The sequence below is a fragment of the Limnohabitans sp. genome, assembly GCF_034680285.1.
Classification (GTDB): domain Bacteria; phylum Pseudomonadota; class Gammaproteobacteria; order Burkholderiales; family Burkholderiaceae_C; genus Limnohabitans_A.
Genome location: NZ_JAXITC010000015.1, coordinates 72568 through 84806, shown reverse-complemented (window position 1 = coordinate 84806; position 12239 = coordinate 72568). Strand labels below are relative to the sequence as shown.

Annotated in this window: 13 protein-coding genes; 4 read left to right on the top strand and 9 right to left on the bottom strand. The window is 58.1% G+C overall.

Annotation, left to right across the window (positions count from 1 at the left end; translation table 11 throughout):
* Positions 1 to 106: 106 nt before the first annotated feature.
* The 3 genes from SWE17_RS12850 to gpmA all read right to left on the bottom strand — a co-directional run bounded on the left by SWE17_RS12850 (position 107) and on the right by gpmA (position 3146).
* Positions 107 to 865: a HesA/MoeB/ThiF family protein gene (locus SWE17_RS12850; RefSeq protein ID WP_322993482.1), complete on the bottom strand. Its 759-nt coding sequence runs from the start codon at positions 863 to 865 to the stop codon at positions 107 to 109.
* Between the two features lie 18 nt (positions 866 to 883).
* Positions 884 to 2335 carry a S41 family peptidase gene (locus SWE17_RS12845; protein WP_322993481.1) on the bottom strand — a complete coding sequence of 484 codons (1452 nt, stop codon included), beginning with the start codon at positions 2333 to 2335 and terminating at the stop codon, positions 884 to 886.
* 73 nt (positions 2336 to 2408) lie between these two features.
* A complete protein-coding gene (gene gpmA / locus SWE17_RS12840) occupies positions 2409 to 3146 on the bottom strand; it encodes a 2,3-diphosphoglycerate-dependent phosphoglycerate mutase (RefSeq protein WP_322993480.1) in 738 nt (245 codons plus the stop codon).
* A gap of 114 nt (positions 3147 to 3260) precedes the next feature.
* Between gpmA and SWE17_RS12835 the strand changes: the two genes are divergently transcribed.
* The 4 genes from SWE17_RS12835 to SWE17_RS12820 all read left to right on the top strand — a co-directional run bounded on the left by SWE17_RS12835 (position 3261) and on the right by SWE17_RS12820 (position 5517).
* Positions 3261 to 3662, top strand: a complete 402-nt coding sequence (locus tag SWE17_RS12835; RefSeq protein WP_322993479.1) for a rhodanese-like domain-containing protein — start codon at positions 3261 to 3263, stop codon at positions 3660 to 3662.
* 16 nt (positions 3663 to 3678) lie between these two features.
* On the top strand, positions 3679 to 3939 hold the full coding sequence (grxC, locus tag SWE17_RS12830; protein WP_322993478.1) for a glutaredoxin 3: 261 nt from the start codon (positions 3679 to 3681) through the stop codon (positions 3937 to 3939).
* A gap of 93 nt (positions 3940 to 4032) precedes the next feature.
* Positions 4033 to 4497 (top strand): protein-export chaperone SecB, encoded by a 465-nt coding sequence (secB, locus tag SWE17_RS12825; protein ID WP_322993477.1) that lies wholly within the window; start codon positions 4033 to 4035, stop codon positions 4495 to 4497.
* Between the two features lie 18 nt (positions 4498 to 4515).
* A complete protein-coding gene (locus SWE17_RS12820; RefSeq protein ID WP_322993476.1) occupies positions 4516 to 5517 on the top strand; it encodes an NAD(P)H-dependent glycerol-3-phosphate dehydrogenase in 1002 nt (333 codons plus the stop codon).
* 36 nt (positions 5518 to 5553) lie between these two features.
* Here the strand turns inward: SWE17_RS12820 and panC are convergent, their stop codons facing one another.
* The 6 genes from panC to metG form a co-directional block, all read right to left on the bottom strand.
* Positions 5554 to 6402 carry a pantoate--beta-alanine ligase gene (gene panC, locus SWE17_RS12815; RefSeq protein WP_322993475.1) on the bottom strand — a complete coding sequence of 283 codons (849 nt, stop codon included), beginning with the start codon at positions 6400 to 6402 and terminating at the stop codon, positions 5554 to 5556.
* A 47-nt stretch (positions 6403 to 6449) separates the two neighbouring features.
* Positions 6450 to 7298, bottom strand: coding sequence for a ScpA family protein (locus SWE17_RS12810; protein ID WP_322993474.1), 849 nt, complete (start codon positions 7296 to 7298; stop codon positions 6450 to 6452).
* Between the two features lie 58 nt (positions 7299 to 7356).
* A complete protein-coding gene (locus SWE17_RS12805; RefSeq protein ID WP_322993473.1) occupies positions 7357 to 7563 on the bottom strand; it encodes a DUF3460 family protein in 207 nt (68 codons plus the stop codon).
* An 86-nt stretch (positions 7564 to 7649) separates the two neighbouring features.
* Positions 7650 to 9329, bottom strand: a complete 1680-nt coding sequence (locus tag SWE17_RS12800) for a SulP family inorganic anion transporter (RefSeq protein WP_322993472.1) — start codon at positions 9327 to 9329, stop codon at positions 7650 to 7652.
* 40 nt (positions 9330 to 9369) lie between these two features.
* The gene (locus SWE17_RS12795) at positions 9370 to 10107 is read right to left on the bottom strand and encodes a YoaK family protein (RefSeq protein ID WP_322993471.1); all 738 of its coding nucleotides are present in this window, start codon (positions 10105 to 10107) and stop codon (positions 9370 to 9372) included.
* A 23-nt stretch (positions 10108 to 10130) separates the two neighbouring features.
* On the bottom strand, positions 10131 to 12236 hold the full coding sequence (metG, locus tag SWE17_RS12790; RefSeq protein ID WP_322993470.1) for a methionine--tRNA ligase: 2106 nt from the start codon (positions 12234 to 12236) through the stop codon (positions 10131 to 10133).
* Positions 12237 to 12239 lie beyond the last annotated feature (3 nt).

Here is a 12239-nt window from a genome sequence, read left to right as displayed (position 1 = left end):
GCTGGCGTTCACGCGAAGAGGTTCTGCCGCACAAGGTTGTTGTGCAGCAGCTGTTTACCTTGTGGGAGGCTGCCATTGCGGCCGAATGATCGATGGATCTGATCGGTCAAGTTGGACGGTGAGCTGCGCAGACTGGGCAATCCAAGTTGCGTTGCATGCGGATGTCGGTCCACGACAGGTCGCGTCCGTCAAGCATGAGCAAACGCCCGGCCATGTGGCTGCCCATGCCGCTCAAGATTTTGAGGGCTTCGGCCGCTTGGACCGTGCCGATGATGCCCACCAGCGGCGCAAACACGCCCATGGTGGCGCAGCGGGTCTCTTCGGGCATCTGCGCGGGTGGGAAGATGCAGGCATAGCAAGGCGATTCTGCTTGCGTGCTGTCAAACACCGAAACCTGACCATCCATGCGAATGGCCGCGCCCGAAACCAGCGGTTTTCGCAGTTCAACGCACGCCGAGTTCACGGCTTGGCGGGTTTCAAAGTTGTCGCAGCAGTCGATGACCACATCGGCCTGGGCTACCAAGCGGTTTAACAGGGCGGCATCCGCACGTTGGGTGATGGGGGTGACGCGCACATCGGGGTTGATCTGGGCAATGGCGGTGCGCACCGAATCGGCTTTGTATTGGCCTACGCGATCCAAGGTGTGGGCAATTTGCCGCTGCAAGTTGGTGGCGTCGACCTCGTCGTGGTCGACCACGGTGATGTGGCCCACACCTGCACTGCCCAAGTACAAACTGACCGGAGAGCCCAGGCCGCCCGCGCCGATGATCAGGGCGTGCGAGTCCAAGAGCTTTTCTTGGCCGTCAATGCCCAATTCGTTGAGCAGGATGTGCCGCGAGTAGCGCAGCAGTTGCGTGTCATCCATGCGCGTTACCCATGGCGCTCAGTCGTCTTTTTTCTCGACCTTGCGCTCAGCGAGGGTGGTGCTGGCCTTGACGGGCAGGCCTTTGAGTTGGTTCAAGGCCTGGATCAACTGGAAGTCTTTGTCTGAGCCAAACTCGGGCAAACGACGTTCCGCCACAGGCTTTTTGGATTCTTCTTCCAGTTTCTTCATCGCTTCTTCACGGGCTTTTTCGCGAGCGGGGTCTTTTTTCTCTTCAGCTTCTTTGCCGTTGGAGAGGTGTTTTTCCAGATCGGCCTCTCGCGTGCGCAAAGCCGAGAACAGATTGCCGTTTTCGGTTTCGTCCAGCATCACTTCCGGTACGATGCCCTTGGCTTGGATGGCACGCCCACTGGGCGTGTAGTAGCGGGCTGTGGTGATCTTGAGCGCCGTGTCAGGACCCAACTGGCGCACGGTTTGCACCGATCCTTTGCCAAAAGTCTGGCTGCCCATCAAGGTGCCGCGTTTGTAGTCTTGCAATGCACCCGCCACGATTTCGCTGGCCGAGGCCGAGCCTTCGTTCACCAGCACCACCAAAGGTACTTTTTTCAGCGCACCACCCGTGGCGGCTGTCATGCGGGTGATGGGGTCGTTGCTGCTGTTGCGACGCCAGAACTGGGGCGTGGCTTTGTAGGTGAATTTGCTTTCCTCGAGCTGGCCGTTGGTGGTCACCACCGTCACGTTTTCAGGCAAAAAGGCGGCGGACAAGGCCACGGCTGCGTCGAGCAGACCCCCGGGGTCGTTGCGCAGGTCAAGCACCAAGCCTTTGAGCTTGGGCTCTTGTTTGTACATTTCCTCAATCTTGCGAGCGAAGTCGTCCACGGTCCGTTCTTGAAACTGGGACACGCGAATCCAGCCGTAACCAGGCTCGATCACCTTGGACTTGACCGATTGGGTCTTGATCTCTTCGCGGATGATGGTGACCGGAAAGGTGCGGTTCTCAGATTTGCGGAAGATGGTGAGCAGGACCTTGGTTTTGGGTTCACCACGCATGCGTTTGACCGCTTCGTTCAGGCTCAGGCCTTTGACTGCGGTGTCATCGATCTTGGTGATCAGGTCATTGGGCTTGAGGCCAGCACGGTCAGCCGGCGAGCCCTCGATGGGCGAAACCACTTTGACCAAGCCGTCCTCTTGGCTGATTTCGATCCCCACACCCACAAATTTGCCTGAAGTGCCCTCGGAAAACTCTTTAAAACTCTTTTTGTCGAAATATTGAGAGTGAGGGTCCAAGCTGGCCACCATGCCAGAGATGGCTTCGGAGATGAGTTTTCTCTCGTCCACAGGCTCCACATAATCGCTTTTGACCATGCCAAAAACGGCGGCCAACTGCTGCAACTCTTCCAGAGGCAGCGGGGCCAAGTTGCCGCGTGCCACGGTCTGCAGTGACACCGTGGTCAGTGCGCCGGCCAATGCGCCAACGCTGAGCCAGCCAGCGATCTTGAGTTTGTGTCCCATTTGCTTGAATCTATCCAGTCAGAATTCGATCAATATACACCCGAGGGGCAGGCAGATGCACAGCCAGGGTGTATCAGGCTTTGCCTTGGCTGGCCACTGCTGCTGCCGCTTTTGCAGCGGCTTGTGCATCGCCCAAGTAGTAGTGCCGGATAGGTTGGAGGTTTTCGTCCAGTTCATAGACCAAGGGAATCCCGTTGGGAATGTTCAGGTTCACGATGTCTTCGTCTGAGATGTTGTCCAAATACTTGATCAACGCCCTGATTGAATTTCCGTGCGCAGCAAGCATCACGCGTTGACCCGCCTTGATGCTGGGGGCGATGCTGTCGTTCCAGGCTGGCAGGACGCGAGCGACCGTGTCTTTCAAACATTCAGTCAGTGGCACGGCTTGGGGGTCAGGGTAACGGCGGTCGCTGCGTTCGCAACGGGGGTCGTTGGTCTCCAAGGCAGGAGGTGGGGTGTCGTAACTGCGGCGCCAGATCAGCACTTGCTCTTCACCGAATTCTTTGGCCATATCGGCTTTGTTCAAGCCCTGCAGCGCACCGTAATGGCGCTCATTCAGCCGGTAATCCTTGACCACCGGCAGCCAAGTGCGGTCCATCTCGTCCAAAGTGAGCCAAAGGGTGCGAATAGCCCGCTTGAGCACCGAGGTATAGCAAATATCGAAGTCCCAGCCTTCAGCTTTGAGCAATTGGCCCGCTGACATGGCTTGGCTCACGCCCACAGGGGTCAGGTCGACATCGGTCCAGCCCGTGAAACGGTTTTCAAGGTTCCAGGTGGATTCGCCGTGGCGGATAAGGACAAGTTTGTACATGGGCAGAAGTGACGCTGAGGGTCATGAAAACAAGGGATAAGCCCGTCATTTTAGAATCCACAGTTCCCGGCCTTTCATCAGGCCCTTGTTTTTTTGCCTTTAAAGGTCTGATTCGTGAAATTTCTCCTCGACAACTGGATGCTCATCACCGTGGCTTTGGCCTCTGGGGCAGCTTTGCTTTTCCCTGTTTTGAGCACAGGCAAGGGCTTGAATCCGCAAGACATGGTGCAGTTGATGAACCGTGAAAAAGCCATCGTCATCGATGTCTGTGAACCTGATGAGTTCGCTCGCGGCCATGTGATCGGCGCCAAAAATTTGCCTTTAGGTCAACTCGAGGACAAGCTGGCGCAGTTGGTCAAAAACAAATCGTCTCAAGTGGTCATGGTTTGCCAAGTGGGCGCCCGTTCGGCCCGAGCTGCCGCCACCGCCCGCAAACTGGGCTTCGAAAATGTGCAGTCCCTGGCCGGAGGTCTGAAGGCCTGGCAAGCGGCTAGCATGCCTGTCGAAAAAGCCTGAACCCGAAGGAAATGCCATGAAAACCGTCAAGATGTACACCACCGCTGTCTGCCCTTATTGCGTTCGAGCCAAGCAGTTGCTCAAATCCAAAGGCGTGGAGCAGATTGAAGAAATCCGCATTGACCTGGACCCTGTTCAACGCGACCACATGATGCAAACCACAGGGCGACGCACGGTCCCGCAAATTTATGTGGGCGACACCCATGTGGGCGGTTGTGACGATCTGATGGCCTTGGACGCCAAAGGCGGTTTGTTGCCTTTGTTGCAAGCGGCCTGACTTGAAGACGAATTTGATCGCTGATAATCCAACAGTTCTAACCTTGGACGTTGCCGTTTAGGGCTTGTCCGCCTTATTTTTGAAGAGAAATCCATGACCGATACCGCAGTCAACACCGAAGCTTTGGCCCCTGTTTTCCAAATTCAGCGCGTTTACCTGAAAGAAGCGTCGCTCGAGCAACCCAATTCTCCAGCCATCCTGATTGAGCAGCAGCAACCCAGCGTGGACATCCAGTTGGGTGTTGAGGCGACCCCAGCCGCTGAAGGTGTTTTTGAGGTCTGCGTCACGGCCACAGTGCACACCAAAATTGGCGACAAAACAGTCTTTTTGGCTGAATGCAAGCAAGGCGGTATTTTTGAAATCCGCAATTTGCCCGAAGACCAAATGGGTCCGGTCATGGGCATCGCTTGCCCTCAAATCGTTTACCCCTACCTGCGTGCCAGCGTGGCCGACTTGATCACCCGTGCCGGTTTCCCACCCGTTCACTTGGCCGAGATCAACTTCCAAGCCATGTACGAGCAGCAGCAAGCCCAGCAGGCCGCAGCGCCTCAGCAGTAAAAGCGACGCACACCCGGCATGCAGATCACCATCATAGGTGCTGGCGCTTGGGGCACGGCCTTGGCAATCGCCGCCAGTCGCCGGTCTTCGGCCCACCGGGTGAGTTTGCATGCCCGCGACCTTGCACAGGCCCAAGCCATGCAGCAGCAGCGTCGCAACGAACGCTATTTGTCCGGCATTGAGCTGCCTGCATCGCTGGCCATCACGTCAGGCCCTTTGGCCACACTTTTACTGTCTGCACGGGCCGAAGACCTGTTCATCATCGCCACTCCCATGGCTGGCTTGCGCAGCGCTTTGCAGTCGCTGCAGGGTGTGCCCGCATCGGTGGCTTGGCTGTGCAAGGGCTTTGAAGCCGATACCGGTCTCATGCCTCACGAAGTGCAGGCCCAAGTGGCCCCTCAGTTGAAAGCGGGCGCGCTGAACGGCCCCAGTTTTGCGCAAGAAGTGGCCCGCAGCCAACCCACCGCCTTGGTGGCGGCCAGCCCACATGCTTCGGTGCGTGAGGCGCTGGTCCAGGCCTTTCATGGCGGGGCCCTGCGTGTGTACGCCAACGACGACATCGTGGGTGTCGAGGTGGGTGGCGCCGTCAAGAACGTTTTGGCCATCGCCACAGGCCTGTGCGATGGGCTGGACTTGGGTCTGAATGCCCGTGCGGCCCTGATCACCCGCGGCTTGGCCGAAATGACCCGTTTGGGCGTAGCGCTGGGCGCCAAGCCCGAGACCTTCATGGGTTTGTCGGGCTTGGGCGATTTGGTGCTGACGGCCACTGGCGACCTGAGCCGCAACCGCAAAGTGGGCCTGCTGCTGGCCCAAGGTCTGAGCCTCGAGCAGGCCGTGACCTCGCTCGGTCATGTGGCCGAAGGCGTTTACAGCGCCCGAACGGTGCTCCAGCGTGCCCGCCAACTCGGCGTGGACATGCCCATCACCGAAGCGGTGGTTGCACTGCTGGACGGCCACCTGAAAGCAACCGAAGCCGTACAGGTGCTGATGGGGCGCGGGCCTCGGGGCGAGGCTGTTTAAGGCCAGAAGTCCTCCGCCTTGGCGCGGGTGTTGAATTCAGATTTCGAAGTTATCGATCAGACGCGTGCTGCCCAACTTTGCAGCACCCAGCACCACCAACGCATCGCCTGCTTGTGGCACTTGCAGGTCGTGGCGGCGGCGCACCGTCAGGTAATCGGGTTGCCAGCCGCGCTGGCTTAAAGCATTCATGGCTTTGACCTCGAGGGCGGGCAGGTGACGTGCCAGAGCGTCGGCAGCGGCCAAGGCGTCGCGGCCCAGTTCCCGAAGGGCCAGTGACAGTTGCAGCGCTTCAGTGCGTTCGCTTTCACTCAGGTAGCCGTTGCGCGAACTCAAAGCCAGGCCGTCTTCGGCCCGGCAGGTGTCCACGCCTACGACGGTGATGGGCAGCGCGAACTGTCGAACCATCTGCCGGATCACCATGAGTTGCTGGTAGTCCTTCTTGCCGAACACGGCCACGCCCTGGCCCTTGCCCGCGAACACGCTCATGAACAGTTTCATGACCACTGTGGACACGCCCGTGAAAAAACCGGGGCGGAATTCGCCCTCTAGGATGTCTGCCAGCGCCGGGTCGGCGTGCACCTTGACGGTTTGGGCTTCGGGGTAAAGGTCGGTTTCGCGAGGGGCAAACACCACATCGCAGCCCGCGGCTTGCAGCTTAGCGCAGTCGGCTTCCCAGGTGCGAGGGTAGCTGTCAAAGTCTTCGTGCGGCAAGAATTGCAGGCGGTTCACAAAAATACTGACCACGGTGCAGTCGCCCTGGGGCTTGGCCAATTCGACCAGTTTGATGTGGCCTGCGTGCAGGTTGCCCATGGTAGGCACAAAGGCGGGGCATTGAGAGGCGCTCAGGGCTTGACGCAGTTCGTCGATGGAACGGGCAATGATCATGGCAAGGTGGGAGTGACTCGGGTGAGTCGAAGTTTTCTAAGACAGATTCAATTGGGCGTGTACGCCAACCGAACATAAATGGGGGCAAAAGCCTCGGCTTGGGTGATTTCGATCAAGGTTTCCTTGGCCAGCTCAAGCAGGGCGATGAAGGTCACCACCAACACAGGCGTGCCCAAAGTCGGATCGAACAGGTTTTCAAATTCCACAAATTTGCGGCCTTGCAAGTGCTTCAGCACGATGGTCATGTGCTCGCGCACGCTGAGTTCTTCGCGGCTGATCTTGTGGTGCTGCACCAGGTTGGCGCGTTTCAAAATGTCACGCCAAGCCATTTGCAGCTCGTCCATGCTCACGTCCGGAAAGCGCGGTTGCAGGCTTTGCTCAATGTAGACCTGTGCCTGCAAAAAATCACGCCCGTATTGCGGAACCACGTTCAGTTGCATGGAGGCGAGCTTCATTTGCTCGTACTCCAGCAGACGGCGCACCAGCTCTGCCCTAGGGTCTTCGGCTTCTTCGCCCTCGGCCACCTTTTTTGGGGGCAGCAACATGCGCGACTTGATCTCGATCAGCATGGCGGCCATCAGCAGGTATTCGGCCGCCAGTTCCAGGTTGCGCTGGCGAATTTCATCCACATAGACCAAATACTGGCGTGTCACGCCCGCCATGGGGATGTCGAGGATGTTGAAATTCTGCTTTCGGATCAAATACAGCAGCAAATCCAGTGGGCCCTCGAAAGCCTCCAGAAACACCTCCAGAGCATCCGGTGGGATGTACAAGTCGGTGGGCATGGAGAACAAGGGTTCGCCGTACAGGCGAGCCACCGCCACATGGTCCACCACCTGAGGCATGGACGCGGGGGCATCCTGCAGTAGGTCGATCAGTTCTGTGGGGGTCGTCATGGGTGTGCCTCAGAGGCCAAGCAGTTCTAGGACTTACGGCGGCGAGTCAGTGCAAGCCTCACGAGGCCTGAGTTTGGTACACGTAGGGTTTCTGAGCCACTCGGCCTTCTTTGAAGGCTTGTTGTTCCACTCGGCTCACCGGTTTGTCCCACAGCAAAGCGCGGCCCTGGCGTTGCTCGGCTTCTAATTCAGGACGTTGTGCTTTGAGTTGTTCAATGAATTGGGTGGTGTCAGAGGTGTAGTCGGGGCGGCGGAAAATGGACATTCAGGACTTTCGGTCGGGCAATCGGAGAGCGCCAAGGGCGCATAAAAGGTCTTGAGTCTTGGCTCAAGCCACATTGTTGGTTGATTTTACTGGCCTTGAGGGGCCAACTGACTGACAGCCTTTTGCAAGCCAGAAGGCAGATCGGCCTCCAGCTGCCCTTCCAGGTGTTCCAGCAGGCCGCTTCGGCGGGCGATGTCCAGCGGTTGGTGCAACAAACCACAGACGATCAGGCGCACTTCTTTTTTCCGGCAAGTGTCGATCAGGTTCATCAAAGCGTCTGCCCCCGAAGAATCGATGTAAATCACGTTTTTGAGGTCCACCACCACCACAGGGGTACGGATCTGGTCTTCGATCTCTTCTATCAATTTGACGGCACCGAAAAACAAGGCACCATAAATCCGCCAAGCCTGAATCTGTGCTTCATGGCCCGCCAAGGTGGGTTGATCCCGTGGACCCACGTTTTCGCAGCGGCTGAGGCTGGAGATGCGGTAAATGAATGTCAGGCAGGCGGCAATCAGTCCCACCTCAACGGCCACTGTCAGGTCAAACACCACAGTGAGGAAAAAAACCGCCAGCAAGGTGACCCGATAAGGCATGCGGTACTGGCGCAACAGCAAAAACTCGCGCCACTCCCCCATGTTCCAGGCAACAAACATCAAGATCGCCGCCAGCGCTGCCAATGGAATATGGGCAGCCAATGGCGCTGCCACCAGCACCACGGCCAGCAAGGTCAGTGCGTGCACCATGCCTGAAATCGGGGTGGAGCCACCGCTTTGGATATTTGTCACCGTGCGGGCGATGGTGCCCGTGGCGGGCATACCGCCAAAAAAAGGTGTGACGAAGTTGGCGACGCCTTGGGCCATCAATTCCTGGTTGGGGTTGTGGCGGTCGCCTGTCATGCCGTCTGCGATGCGGGCGCACAACAAAGACTCAATGGCGCCCAACAGCGTCAGCGTCAAAGTGGGCATGAGCAGAAATCGAGCGCTGTCCCAGCTGAAGGCCGGCCACTCAAATGCGGGCATGGCCGAAGGAATACCCCCAAATTTGGAACCAATGGTCTCCACTGGTAAGGACAGAAGCCAAGTGACCAAAGTGGCAAACACCAGTGCGATGATGGAGCCGGGCACCATGCTGATGGCTTGAAAGCGCGTGCCTAACAAGCGGCGGCTCATGCGCAGCCAACCGACCAGAAGCGATAAAGAGGCCAGGGCCAGCAGCAAAGACGCCAAATTGGCGCTGTGCAGGTTGTGCCACAGTGAATGCAAGATGCCGAAAAAGTCGGCAGGCATGCTGACAATTTTCAGACCCAAAAAGTCCTTGATTTGCGACAGCATGATCAGCACCGCGATGCCGTTGGTGAACCCAATCACGACCGACACAGGAATGAAACGGATCAAATTGCCCAGTCGGAACAGGCCCATCAGGAAGAGCAGCACACCTGACATGGCGGTCGCCAAAATCAGGTTGGCCAGCCCATATCGCTCCACGATGCCGTAAACAATGACAATGAAAGCGCCAGCTGGACCGCCGATTTGCACCCGGCTGCCCCCCAGTGCTGAGATCAAAAAGCCCGCAATGATGGCCGTGAAGAGACCCGCTTCGGGCTTCAGTCCTGAAGCAATTGCAAATGCCATGGCCAAGGGCAGTGCCACGACACCCACCGTCATGCCCGCACCGACATCTTGCGCAAAGCGTTTCCGGTTGTACCCCTGCAAGCTCTCGAGCAACCGAGGGCGAAAGAAGTGGGTGGCCTGCATCCAGTTCATACGGTTCTCGTCATCAATGGTCGTCGGCGTGCTGGTCGCATTATTTAGCGCGGGCCCGCAAATCGGTCAACAAGGGGCGCAGACACAAAATCCAAAGCAAAGCGGCCAAAGGTAGGGTGGTGATGTAGCCCCCGTGTTTGAAGCCCAAAGCCCCCACAAGGCCTCCCAGCAAGAACCCCATCACCAAAGACCCGTGGACCCGAAGCCTTTGGCGGTTGGCCAATACTGGCAAAGTCGAATGGGCACGGTTGATGTAAAGCAATTTACCCAGTTCAATGCCCAAATCGGTCACCAAGCCCGTGATGTGGGTCGTGCGAATCTCGGCTCTCGAAATTTTGGTGATGACTGCATTTTGTAGACCCATGATGAAGCAGAGCAACACCACCGTGACCGGCACAAAAACCTGCGACCAAGCCGCAATGGCCGCGCCAAACAAACCGAAAACGAGCAGGGCCACAGATTCAAGCAGCAAGGGCAGGCTGTAGCTGCTGTGCAACTGCTGGCGCAGACCCCAATTGACCATGATGGCGGTGCACATGGCGCCAGAAACGAATGCCATGAGGCAAACCAGCCCCGCCAAGGCCAAGGTGATGTTGCCCAAAATGAGGTCGTCGGCCACCGAAGACAGAATGCCTGTCATGTGCGAGGTATAGCTGCCCACCGCTAAAAAGCCGCCTGCATTGGTGGCACCCGCCACAAAGCTCAAAACCAACCCCAAACCCAGATTGGCCTCGGGGCTGCGCTGTACATCGGTCCATCCACGAATGAGAGGAAACATGTTCAGCGCTTGAGCCAGGGGGGTCAGTGGATCCGCATGCCGGGCTTGGCACCAGGCCAAGGGTGCAGCACATGGATGCCGGGTTCGGCTTTTTCGTCGGCGTGGCTGGCGGCCAGGACCATGCCCTCAGAGACGCCAAACTTCATCTTGCGTGGGGCCAGGTTGGCGACCATCACAGTCAGTTTGCCGATCAGGTCTTCGGGCTTGTACATGCTGGCGATGCCACTGAAGACATTGCGCATGCGGCCTTCGCCCACATCCAGCGTCAGGCGCAGCAGCTTGACCGAGCCATCGACGGGTTCGCAATTCACGATCTGGGCAATGCGCAGATCGACCTTGGCGAAGTCGTCGATGCTGATCGTCGGGGCGATTTCCTCGCCGCCGGGGATGAGCTTTTCCTCGACCACGGCAGGCGGCTCGAACAAAGCGTCGAGTTGCTCGGGGGTGACGCGTTGCATGAGGTGTTGGTAAGCGTTGATGGTGTGACCCGCACCCAGCAGATTTTGCGCTTGAGCAAAGTGGAAGGGGGCCACGTTCAGGAAGGCCTCGACCTGCGCTGCCAATGCTGGCAGCACGGGTTTGAGTTGCAGGCTGAGCAAGCGGAAGGCTTCTATGCAGGTGGTGCACACGTCGTGCAGTCGGGTGTCTTGGCCCTCTTGCTTGGCCAAATCCCAAGGTTTGTTTTGGTCCACATAGCTGTTGACCTTGTCGGTCAACAGCATGATTTCGCGCAGCGCTTTGGCGTATTCGCGTTCGTCGTAGAGCGCGGCGATGGTGGGCGCAGCGGCTTGCAAGGTCGTCAGCAAGGCTTGGCCGTCGGCGCTCACGGGGCCGAGTTGCCCGCCAAACCGCTTGGCAATGAAACCGGCCGAGCGCGAGGCGATGTTCACAAACTTACCGATCAGGTCGGAGTTGACACGCGCCATGAAATCTTCGGCATTGAAGTCAATGTCTTCGTTGCGTGCCGAGAGTTTGGCCGCCAAGTAGTAGCGCAGCCACTCGGGGTTCATGCCCAGGCTCAGGTACTTGAGCGGGTCCAGGCCCGTGCCGCGGCTTTTGCTCATCTTCTCGCCGTTGTTCACGGTGAGGAAGCCGTGCACGAACACGCTGTTGGGTGTTTTGCGACCCGAAAAATGCAGCATGGCAGGCCAAAACAGCGTGTGGAAGGTCACGATGTCTTTGCCGATAAAGTGGATCTGCTCTAGATTCGGGTTGGACATGTAGACGTTGTAGTCTTCCCCGCGTTTGTCCAGCAGGTTTTTCAGGGACGCCAGGTAGCCCACGGGCGCGTCCAGCCACACATAAAAGTACTTCCCTGGTGCGTCGGGGATTTCAATGCCGAAGTAGGGCGCATCGCGCGAGATGTCCCAGTCACCCAAGCCTTCGCTGGTCGTGCCGTCGGGGTTGGTGCGCACGCTGAACCACTCTTTGACCTTGTTGGCCACCTCGGGTTGCAACTTCCCGTCCTGGGTCCACTGGTTCAAAAAGTCCACGCAGCGCGGGTCAGAGAGCTTGAAGAAAAAGTGCTCTGAGGTCTTGAGTTCAGGCTTGGCACCTGAGAGGGCCGAGAAGGGGTTGATCAGGTCGGTGGGAGCGTAGACCGCGCCGCAGACCTCGCAGTTGTCGCCGTACTGGTCTTTGGCGTGGCACTTGGGGCACTCGCCTTTGATGAAGCGGTCCGGCAAAAACATGTTCTTTTGCGGGTCAAAGAACTGCTCGACCGAGCGCACCTCGATCAGCGAGCCGCCATCCGCTGCCGATATGTCGCGCAGGTCACGGTAAATCTGGCGGGCCAGTTCGTGGTTCTCGGGGGCGTCGGTGCTGTGCCAGTTGTCAAACTGGATATGAAAGCCGTCCAAATAAGGCTTGCGCCCGGCGGCAATGTCGGCCACGAACTGCTGTGGCGTCTTGCCCGCTTTTTCGGCGGCGATCATGATGGGGGCGCCGTGGGTGTCGTCCGCACCCACAAAGTTGACGTGGTTGCCCTGCATGCGCTGGTACCTTACCCAGATGTCGGCCTGGATGTATTCCATGATGTGGCCGATGTGGAAGTTGCCGTTGGCATACGGCAGGGCGGTGGTGACAAAGAGTTGGCGGGGCGCCTCTAGAAGACCGTTATGGGCAGACATGGT